This is a genomic window from Pseudomonas sp. FW305-3-2-15-E-TSA4, assembly GCF_058787295.1.
Map to the genome: position 1 here is coordinate 44516 of NZ_JBYSZP010000020.1, position 24763 is coordinate 69278.

Below are 24763 nucleotides of genomic sequence, written 5' to 3' on the forward strand. Positions count from 1 at the left end.
GGTTTAAGCCTGTTCCAACGAGGTTACACGGGTGGCATTGGCCGGGATTTTCCCTGCCGCGACCAGACGCTTGTGCTGCTCGGCTTCGATGCGCTCGATCGTTTCAACCGGAACCATGTAGCCCTGGTCGTCACGTGCGGCGTGGATCACGAAGTAGATGACAGTGCCGGCCAGGCTGGCGATCGCCAACCACCAGATGTGCCAGATCATCGCGAAACCGAAGACGGTCAGCAGTGCGCCCATCACCACGCCAGTGGCGGTGTTGTTCGGCATGTGGATCGGCTCGTACTTGGCCGGAGCCTGGTACGCAGTACCGTTTTCCTTGGCTTCGGTGAACGGGTCGATGCAGTCAGCCTTAGGCAGCACAGCGAAGTTGTAGAACGGAGGTGGCGACGAGGTCGACCATTCCAGAGTGTGGGCATTCCACGGGTCACCGTGTTCGCACATGTTCTCTGGCTTGTTGCGGTCACGCACACTGACGTACAGCTGGATCAGTTGGCAGGCGATACCGACAGCGATCATCACCGCACCGAACATGGCAACGTACAGGTACGGTACCCACTCAGGGTTGGTGGTGGCGTTCAGACGACGGGTCATGCCCATGAAGCCCAGTGCATAGAGCGGCATGAACGCGACGAAGAAGCCCGAGATCCAGAACCAGAACGCTGCTTTACCCCAGCCTTCGTGCAGCTTGAAGCCGAACGCTTTCGGGAAGTAGAAGCCGAAACCTGCGATGTAGCCGAATACTGCGCCGCCGATGATCACGTTGTGGAAGTGCGCGATCACGAACAGGCTGTTGTGCAGAACGAAGTCAGCACCCGGGATGGCCAGCAGTACGCCGGTCATGCCGCCGATGGCGAAGGTCACCATGAAGCCCAGGGTCCACAGAACCTGGCTGGTGAAGCGCAGACGGCCCTGGTAGATGGTGAACAGCCAGTTGAACAGTTTCACACCCGTCGGGATGGAAATCAGCATCGTCGCCAGACCGAAGAAGGCGTTGACGCTGGCACCCGACCCCATGGTGAAGAAGTGGTGCAGCCAAACCATGAAGCCCAGTACCGAGATCGCGCCCGAAGCGTAGATCATCGAGTGGTGGCCGAACAGTTTCTTGCCGGTGAACGCCGAGATCACTTCCGAGAAGATGCCGAATGCCGGCAGGATCAGGATGTAAACCTCAGGGTGGCCCCAGGCCCAGAACAGGTTGACGTACATCATTGGATTGCCACCAAGTTCATTGGTGAAAATGTGGAAATCCATGTAACGGTCGAGGGTCAGCAGTGCCAGGGTAGCGGTCAGGATCGGGAACGAAGCCACGATCAGGACGTTAGCCCAGGTGCAGGTCCAGGTGAAGATCGGCATGTCCATCAGTTTCATGCCAGGGGTACGCATTTTCAGCACGGTGGCGAGGAAGTTGACCCCCGTCAGCGTCGTCCCTAACCCGGATAGCTGTAGCGCCCAGATGTAGTAGTCCATCCCCACGCCAGGGCTGTACTGCAGACCCGACAGCGGCGGATAGGCAACCCAACCAGTCTTGGCGAATTCGCCGACACCCAGCGACAGGTTGATCAGCACCACGCCGGACACCAGCAGCCAGAAGCTCAGGGAGTTCAGGAACGGGAAGGCAACGTCACGCGCGCCGATCTGCAGCGGCACTGCAAGGTTCATCAGGCCGGTGAAGAATGGCATCGCCATGAAGATGATCATGATCACACCGTGAGCGGTGAAGATCTGGTCATAGTGTTCAGGTGGCAGGTAGCCAGGCGAACCCTCGGTGGCCATGGCCAGCTGGGTACGCATCATGATGGCGTCGGCAAAGCCACGCAGCAGCATGACCATGGCAACGATGATGTACATCACACCGATTTTCTTGTGGTCGACCGACGTCAGCCACTCGGTCCACAAGTAGGTCCACTTCTTGAAGTAGGTGATTGCAGCGAACAACGCCAGACCACCGAGCGCGATCATCGAGATGGTGACCATCACGATCGGCTCGTGGAAAGGGATCGCTTCCCAACTTAATTTACCAAACATCGTTTACTCCTCTGCCCCGGCAGCTGAATGCGAATTCGAGTCCATGTCCGTTGCCGCCACTTCTTTCTCTTTCTTCTCGTGCTTCAGCGGCTTGCCCGGTTTCATGCCTTCGTACTTGTCGACGATGGTCTGGAACAGGTTCGGCGTGACCGAGGAGTAGAGCTCGACTGGATTGTTCTGGCTTGGCTTGGCAAGGGCTGCGTATTCAGCTTGTTCAAGCTGTTTAGGTGCCTTTTTGACTTCACTTACCCAGGCGTCGAAATCTTCCTGAGAAGTTGCGATCGCTTTGAATTTCATACCGGTGAAACCAGCGCCGCTGTAGTTGGCGGAGATACCGTCCATTTCAGCGTTGCGGTCAGCGATCAGGTGCAGCTTGGTGGTCATGCCCGCCATCGCGTAGATCTGGCCGCCCAGGCCCGGGATGAAGAACGAGTTCATCACGGCGTCGGAGGTGATCCGGAAGTTGACCGGAGTGTGCGCCGGGAACACGATCTTGTTGACCGTGGCAATGCCTTGTTCCGGGTAGATGAACAGCCACTTCCAGTCCAGCGCAACGACTTCGATGGTCACCGGCTTGACGTCGGATTCAATCGGACGGTACGGGTCCAGTTTGTGGGTCGAAATGTAGGTGATGTAACCCAGGGCGATGATGATCAGAACCGGGATGGTCCAGACCGCCACTTCGATTTTGGTCGAGTGCGACCATTTCGGGGTGTAGACGGCATCCTTGTTGGACGCGCGGTACTTCCAGGCGAACAGGAAGGTCATGACGATAACCGGCACAACGACCAACAGCATCAGCAGCGTGGCGGTGATGATCAGGTTGCGCTGTTCCAGGCCGACCTGGCCCGTTGGATTGAGCAGGGTCATGTTGCAGCCTCCCAGCAACAACGTGCCGAGCAGCGGCACTAGGCCTAGTAATCTGGGGTACCTGTTTTTACTCATCTCACGACCTCTAAAGCAGCTTGCGCAATGCAGTTGGGTTTTGATCGCCAACACTTCACCCTGCCAAGGGTTGGCATTTTCTTTGGATTGAATAAGGGCCGCCCGTCGCGCGTCAGACGCTCGACAAAACCATGGACAGCGGTCAGTTCTTATTCGAATTCGTGGTCAAAGGCCTTGTTACAGACCAATTCCATTTGGTGCGGAAAGTTGGAAGGCACCGACACCTGGGTGTCGCAAAAGCCTTTCGGCCCGCTCGACACCCGACTTCCTGTCCAGTTCCTTAATAAAGGCTGAACAGTGCCGGGAATTCAGTGCGGGCGATTGTAGATAGGTAGCGCCCTATACACCATGTCTTATCCCGAAATAATTTTTATCGCTCAGAGCAACAATCCATCACCGTTTTTGCAAAAGTTCCGCATGTTATCGAAATCGATTCTCAACAAAAACACCAAAAAATGTAGGCCTATACACCTCAGTTCAGACAGCTCCGAAGGGATTTTCCCGGCAGCGAATCGGCGCAAAGCCCGATATTCAAAGGCCTCTGGCCATCTGCCAGAGCCTGTTAAAACTGCCTGATCTGGCACCTGCGTGCAAAACCAGAAAAATGCCGAAACAGACCAATCCTTTTTTGTAACATTACGCCAATCCGGGTCGCCGAAACGCCCTGCGACAGGGCGCGTGTGACAACATGTCGCACATCTGCCGCACTCTCCATTGCCGTTCGTCACGGTGATTTCACAAACACTCTGAAATGCAAAACGCCCCGATCGGCTGATACGCAAATCGGGGCGTTTTCTGTATCGGCCAATCTGCCGAAGAGTTGATTCAGCGCAGTGCTTTTCGGTTACGCGAGGTCAGCAGCGGCACCAGAATCACCACCAGCACGAACGCCACCAGCGCCCATTGCGCCAGCGACAGACCGAGGATCGGCGGGTACGGCGTCGAGCAGAAACCATCGACCTGGAAGCCCAGCGGGAAGATCTTCGCCAGCGGCAGGTCATCGACAATCGGCTGCAACACATCGATGCCGCAGCTCACCGCCGGATAGAACTGGGTGTACACGTGATGCCCGGCAACACCGGCGCCGGCAATCGCGCAGATCACCACCAGCACTTCGAACACCGTGATGCTGCGGCGGGTGCGCATCGCCGCGCCGATAAACGCGAACAGCGCAATCAGCAGCAATGCATAACGCTGCAGGATGCACAGCGGGCATGGTGCCTCACCCAGCACGATCTGCATGTAAAGCGCGCCGCCGATCAGTGCCAGACAGATGATGCCCAGCAGCACCAGAAAGCGCCGCTCACGTCCCAGTCGAATCGTTTCCTCGCTCATCGCGTTTCCCTTGTATGTCCATGGTTCAGCTGGCTGGCGGCTGCGCTTGCAGTTGCGCCATCAGACTGATGTTGTCTTCGATATGCCAATTGGCCGCGATGCGACCGTTGTCGATCTGATAGATATCGGTTGCCCGGAAGTCTACACGCTGGCCCTGCCCTTTGAGAGCCTTGAACGTCCCACTGAAGTGTCCGCGAAAGTGCAGATGCACCACCACGCGGTCACCGGCAATGATCATTTGCTCGATCTCGCAGCTCAGGTCCGGCACCGCCGTACGAAAGAACTTCGATGCCAGCAACGGCCCGGTCGGCCCCTGCACCCGACCTTCAGGCGGGGTCTTGTCGACAAACTGCGGCGACAAGGCTGCCGTGGCCAGGGCCTCTTCTCCACTGTTCCAGAAACTGCCGTAACGCCGCGCCGCCAACTCCATTGCATCGCGCTGAGCCTTGGGCAGGCTCTGATCGACGACCAGGGTCTGTGGTGCGATCAACGCCGATTCGGCCGAAGCAAACGGACTGGCCAGCAAAGCAGCCGACAGGCCAAGCATTGCCAGGTTCAGACGAGAGGAGAAGATGATGTGCGACATGGGGGCGATCCTGATCAGTTAAACGAACGAGCGCCTATCATCAGCATCGGGGAATAAACGATAAACCGGTTAAGAAACGATTAACCTTTAAACACTTTTTAAGAATCAAAATTGCGTAACGGCCATCGCGAGCAGGCTCACTCCTACAAGAGATCTGCTTCGTACACCATTTTCATGTACGCCACCGCCCCTGTAGGAGTGAGCCTGCTCGCGATGAAGGCGACTCAGTCCTAAGGATTATTCCAAAGCAGCAGCCGGCCCGAAGAACTCATAACGGCTCTGCTGCTCCGGCACGCCCAACGCTTTCAAATGCCGCTTGATCGCGCCCATGAAGCCCTTCGGCCCGAGGAAATAAGCGTCTACATCGCGTTGCGCCGGCAGCCACTCACCCAGCTGTTCCTGACTGAGGATCCCGACCTTGTCCGCCGCCGGGCTCACGCCGTCGTCTTCGGCGTAGCAATAGAAGCGCTTGAGCTGCGGATGACGCGCCGCCAGCCCATCGATCCAGTCGCGGAACGCATGCACGCTGCCGTTGCGCGCGCAGTGGATAAAGTGCACCGGGCGCTCGGTTTGCAGCGCTGCTTCGAGCATCGCCAGAGTCGGAGTGATGCCGACCCCGCCACTGATCAGCACCAACGGCTTGTCGCTGGCAGTCAGGGTGAACTCGCCCGATGGCGGGAACAGCTGAATGCTCGCGCCGACGTGCAATTGGTCATGCAAGTGGTTGGACGCACGACCACCCGGTTCGCGTTTGACGCTGATGCGGTACTGACCTTTATTGGCCAGTGCCGACAGCGAGTAATTACGGCGGACTTCTTCGCCATCGAGAATCAGCTTCATGCCGATGTACTGTCCCGGCTCGGCGGCAAGGATCGGACCTTTGTCCGCCGGCTCGAAGTAGAACGAAATGATTTCCGCGCTCTCCTCGACCTTGTCCACCACGATGAACTCCCGCGCCCCGCGCCAGCCGCCGACTGCCTGTTCTTTCTGGTCGTAGATCGCGGCTTCAGCGCCGATCAGAATCTCGGCCAATTGCCCGTACGCCGCGCCCCACGCGCTCATCACTTCCGGAGTGGCGATCTCGTCGCCGAGCACTTCGGAGATGGCACGCAGCAGGCAGGTGCCGACAATCGGGTAGTGCTCCGGGAGGATTTGCAGGGCGACGTGCTTGTTGATGATCTTCGCCACCAGATCGCCCAACTGGTCGAGCTGATCGATGTGCCGGGCGTACATCAATACACCGTTGGCCAATGCACGTGGCTGGTCGCCACTGGCCTGATGCGCCTGGTTGAACAGTGGGCGCACCTCAGGGTATTCGGAGAGCATCATGCGGTAGAAGTGGGTGATCAGCGCTTCTCCGTCGCTTTCCAGCAGAGGCACAGTGGATTTGACGATGGCACGATCCTGGACGCTAAGCATAAGAATGACTCCTGAGCTTTTTGAGAATTACCTTAGGCTTATCAGTTTTCGTGCCAGATAAATTATCGTTATAAATCAATGGTTTATTTTTTACGTAGTCATTTAGACTCAAAGCGTTTTATAGTCATCGCGACTACATCGAGTCTCTTTGACTACAAGACCATGACCGCCAAATCCCTGCTCACCGCTCTACTGCCACTGGTCTCCGACCTGTCCCGCGAACTGCCCGAGGGCGAGCGCTATCGGCGCCTGCTCGAAGCCATGCGCGCCCTGCTGCCGTGCGATGCCGCCGCGTTGCTGCGCCTGGACGGCGAATGGCTGGTACCGCTGGCGGTGGATGGTTTGAGTACCGACACCCTCGGCCGGCGCTTCAAGGTCAGCGAACATCCCCGTTTCGAGATCCTGCTGGACGGCGCCGGGCCAACGCGGTTCGCCGCCGACAGCGACTTGCCCGATCCTTACGACGGCTTGGTCGATGGTCTGGGCGATCACCTTGAGGTACATGACTGTCTCGGCTGTCCGCTGTTCGTCGATGAAAAACTCTGGGGCCTGATCACCCTTGATGCGCTCGATCCGGAGCGTTTCGAGCCGATCGAACTCGACGCCTTGCAAGCGTTCGCCAGTCTCGCCTCGGCCACGGTCAACGCCGCCGAACGCATTGAGCGCCTGGCGCTGCGTGCCGAAGACGAACACCAACGCGCCGAGGTCTACCGCCAGGCGAGCGGCCAGCAGCAACGCGAAATGATCGGCCAAAGCAAAGCGCACAAACGGCTGGTGGAGGAAGTCAATCTGGTCGGCGGCAGCGACCTGACCGTGCTGATCACCGGCGAAACCGGGGTCGGCAAGGAGTTGGTCGCGCAAGCGATCCACGCCGCCTCACCGCGCGCCGACAAACCGATCATCAGTCTCAACTGCGCCGCTCTGCCCGATACGTTGGTCGAAAGCGAACTGTTCGGCCACGTGCGCGGCGCCTTTACCGGCGCCACCAGCGACCGCCGCGGCAAGTTCGAACTGGCCAATGGCGGCACGCTGTTTCTCGATGAAGTCGGCGAACTGTCGCTGACCGTACAGGCCAAGTTGCTGCGCGTGCTGCAAAGCGGCCAGTTGCAGCGGCTCGGCTCGGACAAGGAACATCAGGTCGATGTGCGCCTGATCGCCGCGACCAACCGTGATCTGGCCGAAGAAGTGCGCAGCGGCCGCTACCGCGCCGACTTCTATCACCGCTTGAGCGTGTACCCGCTGCGCGTCCCGGCGCTGCGCGATCGCGGCCGCGATGTGTTGCTGCTCAGCGGCTTCTTTCTGGAACAGAACCGCTCGCGCATGGGCCTTAACAGTCTGCGCTTGAGCAGCGATGCCCAGGACGCGTTGCTCGCCTACACCTGGCCGGGAAACGTGCGCGAACTGGAACACTTGATCGGCCGCAGCGCACTGAAGGCGCTGGGCAATTGCAAGGTGCGGCCGAAGATTCTCAGTTTGAGCGCGGCGGATCTGGATCTGCCGCGGGAGGTTGTGGATAACTCGCCCGCGCCTACTGCCAATATTTTAGCCGTGGCACCGTTGCTCAATGGCGACTTGCGCAGCGCCACTGAGGAGTATCAGCGCCGCTTGATCAGTGCGGCGCTGGAACGCAATCAGAATAACTGGGCGAGTGCGGCGCGGGAGCTGGGGCTGGATAGGGCGAATCTTGGGCGGATGGCCAAGCGATTGGGGATGAAGAGCTAAAAGCACACCCTCACCCTAGCCCTCTCCCGGAGGGAGAGGGGACTGATTGGGGGATATTCAAGAATTCCGCCGACGTGAGAGATCTGTACTGAATCCATAATCGACTCGGTCATTCAGGTCGATGTACAGCGCCAGACACCTCGTTCGGCCCCCTCTCCCTTCGGGAGAGGGCTGGGGTGAGGGGCTATGGATCTGCCGCCAGCCGATAACCGACCTAAAGCCCATCCCGTTAACGCCGATAACCCGGCATCAATAGTTTCTGGCGATTTGCACCCTCGCCCATCACCTTTTTCCACAGAAGGTTTATATGTCTTCCACCAAAGCCCGCGCAGATTCACTTTCGCTTCTGCTGTTTACCTTGCGCAGCGGCAAGCTGATGGCGATCAACCTGCTGAAAGTCAGTGAAATCATCCCCTGCCCGCCACTGACCAAAATGCCCGAGTCGCATCCGCACATCAAAGGCATCGCCACCCTGCGCGGCGCGTCGCTGTCGGTGATCGACCTCAGCCGTGCCATCGGCGAGCGACCACTGGAAGACCCGAACGGCGGCTGCCTGATCGTCACCGACGTCAGCCGTTCGAAGCAGGGTCTGCACGTGCAGGCGGTGAGCAAAATCGTCCATTGCCTGACCACCGACATCAAGCCGCCGCCGTTCGGCTCCGGTGGTTCGCGCGCCTACATCACTGGCGTGACCTCAGTCGACGGCACACTGGTACAAGTGCTCGACATAGAGAAAGTCATCCACAGCATCGCTCCGGCGCAGATCGAGATGGCCCCGACCGACCTGAGCATGGAAGACGCCGAAGTGTTAGGCAACGCGCGGATTCTGGTGGTCGATGACAGCCAGGTGGCGTTGCAGCAATCGGTGCACACCCTGCGCAACCTCGGCCTGCAATGTCACACCGCGCGCAGTGCCAAGGAAGCCATCGACTGCCTGCTGGATCTGCAAGGCACCGCGCAACAGATCAACCTGATCGTCTCCGACATCGAAATGTCCGAGATGGACGGCTACGCCTTCACCCGCACCCTGCGCGAGACGCCGGACTTCGCCCACCTCTACGTGCTGCTGCACACCTCGCTCGACAGCGCGATGAACAGCGAGAAAGCGCGTCTGGCCGGGGCCAACGCGGTGCTGACCAAGTTCTCCTCACCAGAACTGACCCAGCGCCTGATCGAAGCGGCAAAACACGTCGCCGCCAACGGTCACTGAGTCTTGGGCCAGACGTACTGCTTTTTGATGCGGCGCGACCTTCGTCAAGACGTGCCGCCGATCCATTGGCCAGATGGCATTGAGCTGAGCACTTATCGCCCGGAACTGGCGGCGGCCGTGCATCAGTTGATGCAACTCGGCTACCGTGAGGGCGGCGGTCGGGTGCCGGCACTGGAGGAATGGCAGCTGCGCTTCGAGCGCGATCCCGAATACGACCCGGCGCTGTGTTTCATTGCCAGCGATGCCGAAGGCGTGATCGGCGTGACGCAGTGCTGGACCAGCTCGTACATCAAGAACCTGGTGGTGCACCCACGTGCTCAGGGCCGAGGTTTGGGTCGGGCATTGCTGCTGAATGTATTCAAGGTGTTTCAGCAAAAGCGCGAAGGATTTGTCGATCTGAAGGTGCTGGAAGACAACCTGCGGGCGCAGCGTTTGTATGAGAGTGCCGGGATGATTGTGGTTCGCCGGGAACTTGTGCCGGACTGATCGACCGTCTTCGCGAGCAGGCTCGCGAAGAGGCCAGCACAGGCAACTTCCCTTCCCGGGCAGACTCCAACCTTGGCCACCCACGACCAAGGACGCCCACGATGAAAACCCTCACCCTAAGCCTGCTCTGCCTCACCGCCCTGGCCTCACAGGCCCACGCCTCCAGCCCCGACGCCTGGGCCGCTTACGATAAAACCGTGCTCGCCAGCTGCACCAAGGCCAGCGGCCTGAAAGACGCCAAACCCGTCGGCACACCCGCGCAATTCGATGACCGCGTCGGCTACACCGCCGTGCTGCTGCAAGGCCAATACCCGCAAAAACACATGAAAGGCCAGCAAGGCACTGAGCTGTGCCTGTACAGCAAAAAGTCGAAAACCGCGTTCGTCACCGAATGGGACTCGATCCGCCCGACCGTCAAGCCTTGAGGGCTGGCGCACAACTTGCTTCGATCAGCCTCAGCCTGGCGACTTTACGTCGCCGTATCACACTCTGATTGAAGATTGATCGTGCAATGAATACGACATTTTCCTGCGTCGGTTGCGGCAAATGCTGCACCGACCACCATGTGCCCCTGACCCTCGCCGAAGCCCGCATGTGGGCGGCGGATGGCGGTCAGGTGATCGTGCTGGTGGAGGCCTTTCTCGGCAACGGCCTGGGCCTGCCAACGCAGCAGCGTGAACACGCCGAACGGCGTTCGCTGGTGGTACGCAGCGGCACGACCGACGCCCACGTGGCAATCACCTTTGCCGCGTACAACGTCGGGCGCTGCCGGAATCTTGACGAAGAAAACCTGTGCCGCATTTACGAACGCCGACCGCTGGTGTGCAGGATTTATCCGGCGGAAATCAACCCGCACATCCCGCTCAATCCGGCGGCCAAGGATTGCCCTCCAGAGTCGTGGCAACAGGGGCCGCTGCTGATTGTCGGCGGGGAGCTGGTCGATCAGGAACTGGTGGCGTTGATCCAGCGTTCGCGTCAGGCCGATCGCGATGACATCCGCATCAAGGATGCAATCTGCGCGGCGCTGGGGATTCGCACCACGGCGCTCAAGGGCGATGGGTTTACCGCGTATTTGCCGCAGATGGACGCTTTTGCGGCCGTGATCGATCAGGTTTCAGCACAGCCGCTGAGTGAAGCGTCCAGCGAATGGCTGTTTCATTTGTCCGGGGATGATGTGGCCGGGCAGTTGGTGGCGGCCGGGGCGCAGGTAGTGACTGAGCCGGCGCAGACGTATGCGTTTATTTCGCTGCGGGCGGCTTGATCCGGAATTTTTGTCGGGGCGAATGGCCCCTTCGCGAGCAGGCAACCTCAATCCCTAACCCGCCGCCCCCAGAACTCCCGCGCCAACGACCGCAAATCCCCCGCCAGCCCCGCCACATCTTCAGAATTGCGCTGACTCTGCCGCCCCTCATCCACCGTCAATTCCGACGCCGTGCGAATGCTGACGATGTTGCGATTAATGTCCTCGCTCACCGCACTCTGCTGCTCCACCGCCGCGGCAATCTGCAGGCTCATCTCGGTGATCTGCTCGACCCGCTCACTAATCCCGTCCAGTGCCCGCGCCGCGCGCTGTGCCTGTTCGACGCTGTTCTCCACATGCTCGCTGCTCTGCTGCATCACCAGCACTGCATCGCGCGCGCCATTTTGCAGGCTGCTGATCATCCGCTGGATCTCGTTGGTCGACTGCTGCGTGCGTTGCGCCAACCCGCGCACCTCATCGGCCACCAATGCAAAACCGCGCCCGGCATCACCAGCGCGCGCCGCTTCGATCGCCGCGTTGAGCGCCAGCAGATTGGTCTGCTCGGCAATGCTGCGGATCACCTCCATCACTCCGGAAATCTCGCTGCTGTGACCTTCGAGCTGATGAATCACCTCGGTCGCCCGCCGCAACTCCTCGGCCAGACGCAACACCGCACTGCGACTCTCGCCGACCAGCAAATGCCCTTCGCGGGTTTCCGTGCCGGCCATGTCCGCCGCCACCGAGGCCTGCTGCGCATGGCTGGCAACTTGCGCGACGCTGGCGGCCATCTGATGAATCGCCGCCGCCACCTGATCGGTTTCCGCTTGCTGCGCCAACGAACTGCTGTGGCTGCTTTGCAAATGATCAACCAGTTGCGCCGCATGCCCGGCCAACTGTTGCGACGCATCGCCGATACGCCCGACCACCGCGCCGACCTGGGCTTCGAGCATCTGCAGGGCGAATTCAATCTGGCCGATTTCATCGCGGCGCCCGGTGTAAATGCTCTGACTCAACGGATTGTCCGCGACCTGCCGCGCCCGTTCGCTCAGCCGCTCCAGCGGCCGCAGGATCCAGCGCACGCCCAACGCGCAGAGACTGCTGCCGACAACAAATGCCAGCCCATCGATCCATGCCGACTCCGGACGCAACCAGGCCTCGATCCCCAACACCAGCCCCAGCAACGCACTGGCCAACACCGTGATCCTGCCACGCAGACCTAAAGTGGGCAGCGGCCGCCGTCCCTTCAACTCTCCACGCAACTGCGCGTACACCCGCTCCGCCGCCGCCACCTGCCGTGCATCCGGCCGGGTGCGTACCGACTGATACTCCACCGCTACGCCGTTCTGCGTAACCGGCGTGACATAGGCGCTGACCCAATAATGATCGCCATTCTTGCAACGATTCTTCACCAGCCCCATCCACGAGCGCCCGCCCTTCAGCGTCTGCCACATATGCGCAAACGCCAGCGCCGGCATGTCCGGATGGCGCAACAGGTTGTGTGGCTTGCCGAGCAATTCGTCGCGACTGTAGCCGCTGATCCTGATGAAATCGTCGTTGGCGTAAGTGATCGCGCTGGTCAGATCAGTGGTCGAAAGAATGTTCGCGTCCGGCGCCACATCGACGTTACGGCCGGTTACCGGGAGATTGATCTTCATGGAAAGCGCGCTCGTTTTATGGGAAGAGTCGGCAGGGCTGCTGACTCTAAGCGCACCAATTGGTCAAATATTGATCTGGCTCAGGATCTGAGCACTTAGCCATCACTGCGACCGAAAATCGCAGTCGATGGCTGAAGGCGGGATAAAACTCAGCGCTTGCCCATCGAGCGACGGGTGCCCGGCGGCGCCATGCCCGGGGTCTTGGTGTGGCCGTTCTTGGCGCCGTTCTTGTACCACGGCTGATTCGAACCCTTGGCCGCCGCCAGTTCACCCGGTTTGAACGGGAACTTGAAAGCCGGAATCTCGGGTTTGGTTTCGCTGGCGTCAGTCAGCTCGGCCGGGACATCGCTTACGGCGTCGTCAACCGGCGGTTGGGTCGGGGAAGTCATAAAAGCTCCGCAAAGCAAAAAAGTCGGGCCCGAACAGTGAGCCGCGAAGGCGCGCAGTATACCTGCGCGCCCGGACTCGGCACCTGAAGATTTGCAGCGTACGCCGAACGGTTCGGATGTAGATGATGGTGCAATGTTTCCCAAATTGGGAATGATCGGTCCCTTTTTGGGACCGGTTAACAACAATAGCCGGCAGAGGTGCGTCGCCCGCAAAGACGTCTTCGCGAGCAGGCTCGCTCCCACAGGTGGACTGTGTTTCAACCTGTGGGAGCGAGCCTGCTCGCGATGAACGATGACGCGGTGCTCGGACGGATCAAGTGCGTGGATCAACCCTATCCAGCGCCCGGTTCACCGCCAGTTCGGCGAGCATGACGATCTGCTGGATCGCCAGCGCCGTGCTGCGTTGCGGGCCGCCGAGTTCATTGGCGAAGTTACTGGCCATGGCACTGGCAGAAGCCAACGATTCGTAAGCGTGGGCGAGCAGGGTTTCGGTGTCGATGCCTGGGTTGACCAGAAACATGGTGCTTGGCTGTCGCGGCTGGACGGGTTGCGGACTGAGGTAGAAATCGAGCGCACGTTTGATGGCTTCGCGGTTTTGGGCGAGGTCTTCTGCGCGGATGGCTTCGGCGAGCGGGGTTGTGGTTTCGGGGGGTGGGTCTGGAATCAGTTTATCCATGGGTAGCTCCTACTTGTATTTTGGGAGCCAGCCTTTGTCGTTTCCACACGACAAAAGGTGGCAACTGTGCGCGGGGTGGAAAACCGATAAGTAGGCAACCGGCCAGACCGAAGTCTGCCCACGCACAGCCGCCGCGACGCAGTTTGCAGACGAAAAAAGACGTCGGCAACGATTACGGTGCTGGTGCATTGTTTCTACTTGAATCGGGTTTCCACACCCGATCGCTGAATTTGCAGCGACAACAAAAGACTAGAGACCGCGCTTCCGACGGACAACCTGAAAACCTTGTGGGAAGGTTCTGGTTATTTGGCACAGAATTAAACAGTTCAACGTAATCGGCTGACTGGACAGACCTCTTCGCGAGCAAGCCCGCTCCCACAGGTGGACCGAGTACACCTGCCAGAGATTGGTCGGCTACCAGGCCGCCATCGCTGGCAAGCCAGCTCCCACAAAAGAGCAAAAGCAAGATCAAAAGATCGCAGCCTACGGCAGCTCCTACAGGGAAGATAAGTACAACCCGCACGCGGCGCATGCCGCCCCACTCCAGGATGAGCGCAAGCTCGGCTGTCGCTCTTGATCTTGATCTTGATCCACGGGCGACATCGGAAGGCTGAGTGGAGGGATTGATCCGGGGGTGGGAGCGTAGCGACCGTTTGGCGAAGCCAAACACAGCGAGAGGAGGTGCAGCGAAGCAAACCGGAGGCGCTGCGCCCGGATCGATCCCGAAGCGAAGGGACCCCGAGCCCCAGCGAGCGGGCCGAACGCAGGAGCAAGCCTTTTTGGTTACTTTTTCGGCGTCTGGAAAAAGTGACTCGCCGTAAGGGCGAAACCGTAATCAGCCACACCCGCAGAAACGGATATACACCCCGGCGAAACTGACAGCGCTGACAGCCAGCCGTCACCCTACTGACCTGCAGACAGGTTTATAAAGACAACAACCCTGCCCAAACTCCGTCCGGCGCCCACCCCGCATGCGAATCAAAAAAAACCAAGCCCTGCTAGCCCTAGTGATCGCCCTGGCCGCCGCAGGCACATGGTGGGCACTGAAACCCGCCCCGACCAAACTGGCCACCCCAACCGCCATCCCGGTCCGCGTCGTCACCGTCAGCGAAAAAGACGTCCCCCGCTACACCACCGGCATCGGCTCCGTACTCTCATTACACAGCGTCGTAGTACGCCCACAAGTCGACGGCATCCTCACCAAAATCCTCGTCAAGGAAGGCCAACTCGTCAAAGCAGGCGACCTGCTCGCCACCATCGACGACCGCTCGATCCGCGCCAGCCTCGACCAGGCCCGCGCACAACTGGGCGAAAGCCAGGCGCAACTGCAAGTCGCCCTGGTCAACCTCAAACGCTACAAACTGCTCAGCGTCGACGACGGCGTCTCCAAACAGACCTACGACCAGCAACAAGCACTGGTCAACCAGTTGAAGGCCACCGCCCAAGGCAACCAGGCCGCAATCGACGCGGCGCAAGTACAACTTTCCTACACGCAGATCCGCTCCCCGGTCACCGGCCGCGTCGGTATTCGCACCGTCGACGAAGGCAACTTCCTGCGCATGACCGACACCGCCGGCCTGTTCACCGTGACCCAGATCGACCCGATCGCCGTGGAATTCTCCCTGCCGCAACAAATGCTGCCGACCCTGCAAGGCCTGATCAACGATCCGCAGCACGCACAGGTCAAGGCCTACATCGGCGCTGATACCGACGGCGAAACCGGCAACCTGCTCGGCGAAGGTCACCTGACCCTGATCGACAACCAGATCAACGCCAACACCGGCACCATCCGCGCCAAGGCTGAATTCGACAACGCCAGCCAGAAGCTCTGGCCGGGCCTGCTGGTGACGGTAAAAATTCAGACGGCACTGGATAAGAATGCGCTGGTGGTGCCGCCCACCGTCGTACAGCGCGGTCTCGATCAACACTTCGTCTATCGCGTGAATGGCGACAAGGTCGAAGCCGTACAAGTGCAGATGGTTTATCAGGGCAGCGGGCAGGACATCATCAAAGGCGTGAAGGCCGGTGACGTGCTGGTGACGGACGGCCAGTCGCGGCTCAAACCCGGCTCGACCGTGCAGGTCATGAGTGAACCGCCACAGGTAGTGCAAGCGGAGCCGAAACCATGAAGGCGCACAAAGGCGTCTCCACCTGGTGCATCGATCACCCGGTCGCGACGATTCTGTTGACCATCGCTTTGGTGCTGGTCGGCGTAATTGCCTTCCCGCGCCTGCCGATTGCCCCACTGCCGGAAGCGGAATTTCCGACAATTCAGGTCTCGGCGCAGTTGCCCGGCGCCAGCCCCGACACCATGGCTTCGTCCGTGGCCACGCCGTTGGAGGTGCAATTCAGCGCCATCCCCGGCATGACCCAGATGACCTCCAGCAGCGCGCTCGGCTCCAGCCTGCTGACCCTGCAATTCACCCTCGACAAGAGCATCGATACCGCCGCTCAGGAAGTCCAGGCCGCGATCAATACCGCCGCCGGCAAGCTGCCCAAGGACATGCCGACCCTGCCGACCTGGAAGAAGGTCAACCCGGCCGACAGCCCGGTGCTGATCTTAAGCGTCAGCTCGACGCAAATGCCCGGCACCGAACTCAGCGACCTGGTGGAAACCCTGCTCTCGCGTCAGATCAGTCAGATCGACGGCGTAGGACAAATCAACATCACCGGTCAGCAACGTCCGGCGATCCGCGTGCAAGCCTCGGCCGACAAACTGGCGGCCATCGGCCTGACCCTGGCCGACATTCGTCTGGCGATCCAGCAGACCAGCCTCAACCTCGCCAAAGGTGCGTTGTACGGCGAATCGAGCATCTCGACACTGTCGACCAACGACCAGTTGTTCAAACCCGAGGACTACAGCCAACTCATCGTTTCCTACAAGGACGGCGCCCCGGTTCACCTGCGGGATGTCGCCAAAGTCGTCAACGGTTCGGAAGATGCCTACGTGCAAGCCTGGGCCGGTGATCAACCCGGGGTGAACCTGGTGATCTCGCGCCAGCCCGGCGCGAACATCGTCGAAACCGTCGACCGCATTCAAGCCGCCCTGCCCGGCCTCGAAGCCATGCTCCCGGCCTCGGTGCAGGTGAAAACCCTGATCGACCGCACCCAGACCATCCGCGCCTCGCTGCATGAAGTCGAGATCACCCTGTTGATCGCGATCCTGCTGGTGGTGGCGGTGATGGCGCTGTTCCTGCGGCAGTTGTCGGCGACGATGATTGTGTCGGCGGTGCTCGGTGTATCGCTGACCGCCAGTTTCGCCCTGATGTACCTGCTGGGATTCAGCCTGAACAACCTGACGCTGGTGGCGATCGTCGTCGCGGTCGGGTTTGTCGTGGACGATGCGATTGTGGTGGTGGAGAACATCCACCGGCATCTGGAGGCCGGCGACAGCATGCGCGAAGCGGCGGTCAAAGGTGCCGGCGAGATCGGCTTCACCGTGGTTTCGATCAGTTTCTCGCTGGTGGCGGCGTTCATTCCTCTGCTGTTCATGGGCGGTGTGGTCGGGCGGCTGTTCAAGGAATTCGCCCTGACCGCGACCTCGACCATCTTGATTTCGGTGGTGGTGTCGCTGACCCTCGCGCCGACGCTGGCAGCGCTGTTCATGCGCAAACCGGTGCACCACGCCCACGACAAACCGGGCTTCAGCGAGCGCTTGCTGGCCTGGTACGAAAAAGGTCTGCGTCGCGCCCTCGCCCACCAGAAGTTGATGATTGGCGTATTCGGCCTGTCGCTGGGACTGGCGATTGCCGGTTACATCTTTATCCCCAAGGGTTTTTTCCCGGTGCAGGACACCGGTTTCGTCCTCGGCACCACCGAAGCCGCTGCGGATATTTCCTACGGCGACATGGTGAAAAAACACTTGGCGATGGCCGAAATCGTCGCCGCCGATCCGGCCGTTCAGGCGTTCTCGCACTCGGTGGGGGTGTCCGGCAGCAACCAGACCATCGCCAATGGGCGCTTCTGGATCGCCCTGAAAAAACGCGGTGACCGCGACGTCTCGGCCAGCCAGTTCATCGACCGCATTCGTCCACAACTGATGAAAGTCCCGGGCATCGTCCTGTACCTGCGCGCCGGCCAGGACATCAACCTCAGCTCCGGCCCGAGCCGCGCGCAGTATCAATACGTGCTCAAGAGCAACGACGGCGCGACCCTCGCCACATGGACGCAACGCCTCACGGAAAAACTGCGCAGCAACCCGGCGTTCCGCGATATTTCCAACGACCTGCAACTGGGCGGCAGCATCACCCACATCAGCATCGACCGTAGCGCTGCCGCACGTTTCGGCCTGACCGCCAGCGATGTCGATGAGGCGCTGTACGACGCCTTTGGCCAGCGGCAGATCAACGAATTCCAGACTCAAGTCAATCAGTACAACGTGATTCTGGAGCTGGACACCAAACAACGCGGCAAGGCCGAAAGCCTCAACTATTTCTACCTGCGCTCGCCGCTGAGTGGCGAGATGGTGCCGCTGTCGGCGCTGGCCAAATTCGATGCGCCGACCATCGGCCCGCTGTCGATTGCCCATGACGGCATGTTCCCGGCCGCCAACCTGTCGTTCAACCTGGCGCCCGGCGTGGCGTTGGGCGACGCGGTGATCCTGCTCAATCAGGCCAAGGCCGAGATTGGCATGCCCACCGCGATCAGCGGCAATTTCCAGGGCGCGGCGCAGGCGTTCCAGAGTTCGCTGGCCAGTCAGCCGTGGCTGATTCTCGCGGCGCTGGTGGCGGTGTACATCATTCTCGGCGTGCTCTACGAGAGTTTCGTGCATCCGCTGACGATCATCTCGACCCTGCCGGCGGCCGGTCTCGGGGCGGTGATCATGCTGTGGATCTGCGGTCAGGATTTTTCGATCATGGCGTTGATCGGGCTGGTGTTGCTGATCGGTATCGTCAAGAAGAACGGCATCCTGATGATCGACTTTGCCCTGGAAGCCCAGCGCAATCGCGGACTGGCGCCGCAGGATGCGATTTTCGAAGCGTGCCTGACGCGGTTCCGGCCGATCATCATGACCACCCTCGCCGCGCTGCTCGGCGCGTTGCCGCTGATGCTCGGTTACGGCACCGGCGCGGAACTGCGCCAGCCGCTGGGGATCGCGGTGGTGGGCGGCTTGCTGGTCAGCCAGATGCTGACGCTGTTTACCACGCCGGTCATATACTTGTGGCTTGAGCGGCTTTTCCACAGGCCCAAACCAATGCCCACGACGGCACTGGCGACCACAGACTGAGGCAGGGTCATGCGCGTTCTGATTATCGAAGACGAGGAAAAAACCGCGGACTATCTGCACCGCGGTCTGACGGAACAGGGTTACACCGTGGATCTGGCCCGCGACGGCGTCGAAGGCCTGCACCTGGCGCTGGAAAGCGACTACGCGGTGATCGTCCTCGACGTCATGCTGCCGGGCCTGGATGGCTTCGGCGTGCTGCGCGCATTGCGTGCACGCAAGCAGACCCCGGTGATCATGCTCACCGCCCGCGAGCGCGTCGAAGACCGGATCAAGGGTCTGCGTGACGGCGCCGACGATTACCTCGGCAAGCCGTTTTCCTTCCTTGAACTGGTAGCCCGCCTGCAAGCGCTGACCCGGCGCAGCGGTGGCCATGAACCAGTGCAAGTGAGCATCGCCGACCTGTGGATCGATCTGATCAGCCGCAAGGCCACCCGCGCCGGGACGCGGCTGGATCTGACGGCGAAAGAGTTCTCGCTGCTCAGTGTTCTGGCGCGCCGGCAAGGTGAAATCCTCTCGAAAACCGCGATTGCCGAGATGGTCTGGGACATCAATTTCGACAGCGACGCGAATGTCGTCGAAGTCGCGATCAAGCGTCTGCGAGCCAAGCTCGACGGGCCGTTCGACGAGAAACTGCTGCACACGATTCGTGGCATGGGTTATGTGCTGGAGAGCCGTGGTGTCCAGTAATTCGATTGCCCTGCGTTTGAGCGGGATGTTTACGCTGGTGGCGCTGCTGGTGTTTCTGTTGATCGGCGGCGCGCTGTATCAGCAGGTCGACAAGGGCCTTGGTCTGCTGCCGGAAGCCGAGCTGGATGCGCGTTACAGCGTACTGGAGTCGGCGCTCAATCGTTATGGCACGCCTGAGCATTGGGTGAAGATCAACGCCAAGCTCAAGCTGCTCGGCGAGGAAGACAAGCGCATTCGTTTCTGGGTGGTCAGCGGTGATCCCGGTTACGAGTACGGCGCGCCGGACGCGCAAATCCGCGCCTTCGCCAAACGCCCAACCGGCATGCATGACCTGCAGTTGCCCGAGCATCCTTATCCGCTGAAAGTGCTGCTGACCGAGTTACCCGCCAAGGATCAACGCCCGCCGCTGCGCTTCATGATCGGCATCGATACCGAGACTTTCCACGAGACTCAGCACAGCCTGCTGATCGCCTTGGTCAGCCTGGCCATTGTCGGCGTGCTGCTGGCCTCGGCGCTGGGTTATTGGGTGGCGCGGATCGGTCTCAAGCCGCTGATCAAACTGTCTCAGGAAGCCCAGCGCCTGGCACCGCCACTACGGGCCGGACGCCTGCGCATGTCGCCCTTGCCGCCGGAGCTGGAGCAGTTTGTCGACTCGTTCAACTCAACCCTGGAGCGGGTCGAACAGGCCTATTCGCGCCTGGAATCGTTCAACGCCGACGTCGCCCATGAACTGCGCTCGCCACTGACCAACCTGATCGGCCAGACCCAGGTCGCGCTGACCCGCGGGCGCTCCGCCGAGCATTACTTCGAAGTGCTGCAATCGAACCTCGAAGAGCTGGAACGCCTGCGTTCGATCATCAACGACATGCTGTTTCTGGCCAGCGCCGACCAGGGCAGCAAGGCCACCAAACTGACCGAGACTTCTTTGGCCGATGAAGTCGCGACCACGCTCGAGTACCTGGATTTCATCCTCGAAGACGCGCAAGTGCAGGTGCACGTCAGTGGCGATGCGCAGGTGCGGATCGAGATCGCGCATCTGCGTCGGGCGCTGATCAACCTGCTGAGCAACGCCGTGCAGCACACCGAGCCGGGCAAGGTGATCGAGGTGCGGATCGAGGTTGAAGACCATCAGGTCAGCATTGGTGTGGCCAACCCGGGATCGCCGATTGCCAGCGAGCACTTGCCGCGCTTGTTCGAGCGCTTTTATCGGGTGGATGCATCACGCAGCAACAGTGGCAATAACCATGGGTTGGGGCTGGCGATCGTCAAGGCGATTGCGCTGATGCATGGTGGGGATGTGTTTGTGCGCAGTGATCGGGGGATGAATACTTTCGGCATCCACCTCCCCGTTTAATTGCTGATTAAAGTCCCCTGTGGCGAGGGGATTCATCCCCGATGGGTTGCGAAGCGACCCCAAAATCCAGCGATCGCGATCTTCCTGACACAACCAGTACAAAGGATTGAGGGCTGCTTCGCAGCCCATCGGGGATGAATCCCCTCGCCACAGGGAATGGAGTCAACCCGCGGTTGATCTTTGCTTGTGCTGTAACAGTCATTTATGAAAATCACGCTGTTTCCCAACGCCCGGCAACCTTATCTTTGCCCGCACCAAACAGCACTTGCCAAGCAAGAAGGTTTTCAAGATGTCCAACAGTATGGGTATTGCCAGCGCTTTCGTTTTGTCCTCATTGATCCTGTCGCCGATGGCGATGGCTGAAGAATCGCAAGCGTTCGTAGCGCAGAATGCCGCTCGCGCTCACGCCTTCGAACAATCTCAGGCAGAAGTGATGGCCAAGTCGCAGGACGCCTCGCAAGCCCATCAAGCCGCCACTTCCCAGGCTCAAGCGGCCGAGAAAGACAGCTGAGTCGCGCACCGCGAAACATTTCCCTCGACGCGGTTGTTTGGCTCTTCCCGTTCAACCGTCGTCCTTCCAGGCCGCTGCCTTTCAGCGGCCTTTTTTCGTTGTGGTCTGAAAGCCGTTTGGTTCGTCTGTAAAAAACAAGAAACATCCCGCACCTCAAGACATTGAGGTGTCAGTTGACCCAAGGAGCTCCGTCGCAAGTGCGTTACCCAGTCAGTTTCACCCCGCTGTTCATTGCAATTGCCGCAACGATTGCCCCCGCCGCTCACGCCGACGAAGCCGCCAAACAAGGCTTCATCGAAGGCTCGAGCCTCAACCTCAACGCCCGCAACTACTACATGAATCGCAACCGTCTGCAGCAGACGGACGACAACATCGAGTGGGGCCAGGGTTTTCTCGGGATCTTCCAGTCGGGTTACACCGAAGGCACGGTCGGCTTCGGCATCGACGCCCACGCCATGCTCGGGCTGAAGCTCGACGGCGGTGGCGGTACCGATGGTTCGAGCATCCTGCCGATCAGCGATGGCAACGGCAAAGCGCCGGGCTCGTTCTCGACCGCGGGCGGCACGTTGAAGATGCGCGCCTTCGATACCGAGCTGAAGGCCGGTGACCTGTTCCTCACCAACCCGGTGATTGCCGGCGGTGATTCGCGCATGCTGCCGCAGACCTTTCGTGGCGTGAGTCTGACCAACCACAGCTTCGACGGCTGGATGTTCGAAGGTGGCCAGGCCAGTTTCACCAAGCCGTACAATCAGAGCGGTCGCCAGCGCATCGGCACGTCCTACGGCAAACTCGCCGAGGGCGACGAAAGCCGACACCTGAACTGGGCCGGCGTGTCCTGGAGCGGCGTCGAAGGCCTGACCAGCAATCTGTACGCCGCCGAGCTGAAGGACATCTGGAACCAGTACTACTACGACCTGGATTACACCTGGCAGTTGAACGATCTGGTCAGCCTCAACCCGGGCCTGCACTTCTATCACACGCAGGACACCGGCGACGCGCTGCTGGGTAACATCGACAACAACACCTACAGCCTGCATTTCACCGTCGGCATCGGCAACCACAGCGTCACCGCTGCGTACCAGCGCGTGAACGGCAACACGCCGTTCGACTACATCAGCCAGGGCGACAGCGTTTACCTCGACAACTCGCAACAGTACTCGGACTTCAACGGCCCGAACGAGCGCTCGTGGAAGCTCAAGTACGCCTATGACTTCGCCGGTCTCGGTGTGCCAGGCCTGACTTCGGCAGTTTCCTATTCGCGCGGCACCGTGGACTTGACCAAGGTCGATCCGGGCAGCAAAGGCTATGCCTCGTGGTACAGCGCTGACGGTCGCAACGCCAAGCACTGGGAACGCGACCTCGATCTGAAATACGTGGTGCAGAGCGGTCAGGCAAAAGACCTCGCGGTACGCCTGCAATGGGCGACCAACCGGGGTGGCAACGGTTACGGCGCGATTGATACGGACACCGATGAATACCGGGTGATTGTCGACTACCCGATCAACGTCTTCTAAGATCCCCTCTAGCTCAGTAACAACTGATCCTTTTTTTGAATGGAATAGATTTTGTGGCGAGGGGATTTATCCCCTCGCCACAGTAGATCTGTTTTAGTGTTATCCCCAGCAGTGTTTGTGCAACTACTCTTATAAGTCTTACCCCAACCGACAGCCCCCATCATGATCGCGAGCCGTACCCCACCTCTGGCGGGCAAGACCGGACGCCCCGAATTGCTGCTGATCTGCGGCAGTTCGCTGACCGTGATCGCGATTCTGTGCATCGTCACTTTTCTGCTGATTCGTGAGCACGCCAACGCTCAGGAATCGGCCACCCGCAGCGCCACCACCATCGCCCAGTTGATCGACGCCGACGTCCTGCGCACGGTCGAGCTGTACGACCTGACCTTGCAAGGCCTGATCGCCGCCGCTCAACGCGACGACCTGCGCGACGTCACCCCGCAGATCCGCCATCTGGCACTGTTCGACCGCTCGACCACCGCGCGCTTCAAGGGCGACATCCTGCTGCTCGACAAGCACGGCGATGTGGTCGCCGACTCATCACGCATCGAACCCAAACCGGGCAACTTCGCCGACCGCGATTATTTCCTCGCCCACGCCTTCAACCGCGATACCGGCATGTTCATCAGCCGCCCGTTCAAAACCCGCTGCGATTGCGACGAAGCCAATCAATGGCGCATCAGCTTCAGTCGGCGGATTTCCTCGGACACCGGCGAATTCGCCGGCGTGGCCGTGGCCTCGATGAAACTCGACTACTTCGATCAGTTGTTCAACAGCCTCGATATCGGCAAAGACAGCACGCTGAACATCATCAACAGCGACGGCGTGCTGCTGGCGCAGAAGCCTTATCTGCAAAGCGACTCCATCGGCAAGAGTTTCGGCAACCGGCCCAACGTGGTGCGGATTCTAGGCGACAAGGACGGCAGTGGCAGTTTCACCAGCACTTCGAGCATGGATCATCAGCAACGGCTCTACACCTATTCGCGGGTTGGCAATCTGCCGTTGACGGTGATGGTCGCGCTCTCCAGTGATGAGGTGTTCGGCACCTGGCGCCGCACCGCGCTGTTGATCAGCGGCGCCACCGGCGTGCTGTGCGCCGGGCTGCTGTGGCTGACCTGGCTGCTTGCCCGTGAGCTGCGTTTGCGCCAGCGCGCCGAACGTGAATTGGCACAACTGGCCGCCACCGATGCGCTGACCGGCGTGGCCAACCGGCGGATGCTCGATCAGTCGCTGCGCCACGAATGGTTCCGCGCCCAGCGTTCGGGCAAGCCGCTGTCGGTGATGATGATCGATGCCGACCACTTCAAGGCCTTCAACGACCGGCATGGGCACCAGGCCGGTGATCAGGCGCTGCGCGAACTGGCCAGGGTAATCACCGCGAACGTGCGACGACCGGGTGATCTGGTCGCCCGTTACGGTGGCGAAGAGTTCTCGGTGATACTCGCCGAAACCGATGGCCATGGTGCACAGCAGATTGCCGGGCATATTCGTCAGGCGGTCGAGCAGTTGCCGTTGGTCGACGGGGCCGAACGGCCGATGACGGTGAGTATTGGCATCTCGACGTGGACGGCGGCGAGCGAGATGACGCTGGAGCAGTTGTTGTTTGCAGCGGACAAGGCGCTGTATCAGGCCAAGGAAGGTGGGCGTAACCGGATAGTAGTGGCTGGCTGATTTTTGCGGCGATTGAACTGGCCTCTTCGCGAGCAAGCTCGCTCCCACAAGGGAACGCATTCCAAAATGTGGGAGCGGGCTTGCTCGCGAAGAGGCCTGAACAGG

20 protein-coding genes and 1 pseudogene are annotated in these 24763 nt (G+C 60.3%); 12 read left to right on the forward strand and 9 right to left on the reverse strand.

What is annotated here, in order from left to right; all coding sequences use genetic code 11:
* Nucleotides 1-3 precede the first annotated feature (3 nt).
* The 5 genes from cyoB to hmpA form a co-directional block, all read right to left on the reverse strand.
* Nucleotides 4-2031 (reverse strand): cytochrome o ubiquinol oxidase subunit I, encoded by a 2028-nt coding sequence (gene cyoB / locus AC3WMV_RS24405; protein ID WP_007968380.1) that lies wholly within the window; start codon nucleotides 2029-2031, stop codon nucleotides 4-6.
* Nucleotides 2032-2034: 3 nt separating this feature from the next.
* Nucleotides 2035-2976 (reverse strand): ubiquinol oxidase subunit II, encoded by a 942-nt coding sequence (cyoA, locus tag AC3WMV_RS24410; RefSeq protein ID WP_027612162.1) that lies wholly within the window; start codon nucleotides 2974-2976, stop codon nucleotides 2035-2037.
* Between the two features lie 825 nt (nucleotides 2977-3801).
* Nucleotides 3802-4311, reverse strand: coding sequence for a disulfide bond formation protein B (locus AC3WMV_RS24415; protein WP_025109264.1), 510 nt, complete (start codon nucleotides 4309-4311; stop codon nucleotides 3802-3804).
* Between the two features lie 25 nt (nucleotides 4312-4336).
* Nucleotides 4337-4897 (reverse strand): ester cyclase, encoded by a 561-nt coding sequence (locus tag AC3WMV_RS24420; RefSeq protein ID WP_097086185.1) that lies wholly within the window; start codon nucleotides 4895-4897, stop codon nucleotides 4337-4339.
* Between the two features lie 237 nt (nucleotides 4898-5134).
* The gene (gene hmpA / locus AC3WMV_RS24425; protein ID WP_103369552.1) at nucleotides 5135-6316 is read right to left on the reverse strand and encodes an NO-inducible flavohemoprotein; all 1182 of its coding nucleotides are present in this window, start codon (nucleotides 6314-6316) and stop codon (nucleotides 5135-5137) included.
* A 162-nt stretch (nucleotides 6317-6478) separates the two neighbouring features.
* On the opposite strand from hmpA, the gene norR reads away from it, so the two are divergent.
* The 5 genes from norR (at nucleotide 6479) to AC3WMV_RS24450 (ending at nucleotide 10995) form a co-directional block, all read left to right on the forward strand.
* Complete coding sequence (gene norR, locus AC3WMV_RS24430) at nucleotides 6479-8038, forward strand: nitric oxide reductase transcriptional regulator NorR (RefSeq protein WP_103369553.1); 1560 nt, start codon at nucleotides 6479-6481, stop codon at nucleotides 8036-8038.
* A gap of 307 nt (nucleotides 8039-8345) precedes the next feature.
* Entirely contained in the window at nucleotides 8346-9248 is a 903-nt protein-coding gene (locus tag AC3WMV_RS24435) for a chemotaxis protein CheV (protein ID WP_007968390.1), read from the forward strand.
* A 27-nt stretch (nucleotides 9249-9275) separates the two neighbouring features.
* The gene (locus tag AC3WMV_RS24440; protein ID WP_103369554.1) at nucleotides 9276-9734 is read left to right on the forward strand and encodes a GNAT family N-acetyltransferase; all 459 of its coding nucleotides are present in this window, start codon (nucleotides 9276-9278) and stop codon (nucleotides 9732-9734) included.
* A 101-nt stretch (nucleotides 9735-9835) separates the two neighbouring features.
* The gene (locus tag AC3WMV_RS24445) at nucleotides 9836-10159 is read left to right on the forward strand and encodes a hypothetical protein (protein ID WP_096795489.1); all 324 of its coding nucleotides are present in this window, start codon (nucleotides 9836-9838) and stop codon (nucleotides 10157-10159) included.
* An 86-nt stretch (nucleotides 10160-10245) separates the two neighbouring features.
* Nucleotides 10246-10995 (forward strand): YkgJ family cysteine cluster protein, encoded by a 750-nt coding sequence (locus tag AC3WMV_RS24450; protein WP_103369555.1) that lies wholly within the window; start codon nucleotides 10246-10248, stop codon nucleotides 10993-10995.
* A 47-nt stretch (nucleotides 10996-11042) separates the two neighbouring features.
* Here the strand turns inward: AC3WMV_RS24450 and AC3WMV_RS24455 are convergent, their stop codons facing one another.
* The 4 genes and pseudogenes from AC3WMV_RS24455 to AC3WMV_RS24470 form a co-directional block, all read right to left on the reverse strand.
* Complete coding sequence (locus AC3WMV_RS24455) at nucleotides 11043-12143, reverse strand: methyl-accepting chemotaxis protein (protein ID WP_409077689.1); 1101 nt, start codon at nucleotides 12141-12143, stop codon at nucleotides 11043-11045.
* 204 nt (nucleotides 12144-12347) lie between these two features.
* Nucleotides 12348-12629: pseudogene (locus tag AC3WMV_RS24460) on the reverse strand (PAS domain-containing protein); the annotation flags it as partial.
* 149 nt (nucleotides 12630-12778) lie between these two features.
* The gene (locus tag AC3WMV_RS24465; RefSeq protein WP_041071739.1) at nucleotides 12779-13018 is read right to left on the reverse strand and encodes a hypothetical protein; all 240 of its coding nucleotides are present in this window, start codon (nucleotides 13016-13018) and stop codon (nucleotides 12779-12781) included.
* Nucleotides 13019-13331: 313 nt separating this feature from the next.
* Nucleotides 13332-13694, reverse strand: a complete 363-nt coding sequence (locus tag AC3WMV_RS24470) for a DUF6124 family protein (RefSeq protein WP_103369286.1) — start codon at nucleotides 13692-13694, stop codon at nucleotides 13332-13334.
* Between the two features lie 971 nt (nucleotides 13695-14665).
* On the opposite strand from AC3WMV_RS24470, the gene AC3WMV_RS24475 reads away from it, so the two are divergent.
* From AC3WMV_RS24475 to AC3WMV_RS24505, 7 genes are all read left to right on the forward strand, one after another.
* A complete protein-coding gene (locus AC3WMV_RS24475; protein ID WP_103369287.1) occupies nucleotides 14666-15823 on the forward strand; it encodes an efflux RND transporter periplasmic adaptor subunit in 1158 nt (385 codons plus the stop codon).
* A complete protein-coding gene (locus AC3WMV_RS24480; protein ID WP_103369288.1) occupies nucleotides 15820-18921 on the forward strand; it encodes a multidrug efflux RND transporter permease subunit in 3102 nt (1033 codons plus the stop codon). The genes AC3WMV_RS24475 and AC3WMV_RS24480 overlap by 4 nt, the downstream gene beginning before the upstream one ends.
* Nucleotides 18922-18930: 9 nt before the next feature.
* Nucleotides 18931-19608: a heavy metal response regulator transcription factor gene (locus AC3WMV_RS24485; protein WP_007916978.1), complete on the forward strand. Its 678-nt coding sequence runs from the start codon at nucleotides 18931-18933 to the stop codon at nucleotides 19606-19608.
* Nucleotides 19598-20962 carry a heavy metal sensor histidine kinase gene (locus AC3WMV_RS24490; protein WP_103369289.1) on the forward strand — a complete coding sequence of 455 codons (1365 nt, stop codon included), beginning with the start codon at nucleotides 19598-19600 and terminating at the stop codon, nucleotides 20960-20962. The genes AC3WMV_RS24485 and AC3WMV_RS24490 overlap by 11 nt, the downstream gene beginning before the upstream one ends.
* Before the next feature lie 289 nt (nucleotides 20963-21251).
* The gene (locus AC3WMV_RS24495) at nucleotides 21252-21473 is read left to right on the forward strand and encodes a hypothetical protein (RefSeq protein WP_103369290.1); all 222 of its coding nucleotides are present in this window, start codon (nucleotides 21252-21254) and stop codon (nucleotides 21471-21473) included.
* Nucleotides 21474-21670: 197 nt separating this feature from the next.
* Nucleotides 21671-22987 carry an OprD family porin gene (locus tag AC3WMV_RS24500; RefSeq protein WP_097086202.1) on the forward strand — a complete coding sequence of 439 codons (1317 nt, stop codon included), beginning with the start codon at nucleotides 21671-21673 and terminating at the stop codon, nucleotides 22985-22987.
* Between the two features lie 162 nt (nucleotides 22988-23149).
* Nucleotides 23150-24658: a sensor domain-containing diguanylate cyclase gene (locus AC3WMV_RS24505; protein ID WP_103369291.1), complete on the forward strand. Its 1509-nt coding sequence runs from the start codon at nucleotides 23150-23152 to the stop codon at nucleotides 24656-24658.
* The last annotated feature ends 105 nt before the right edge of the window (nucleotides 24659-24763 follow it).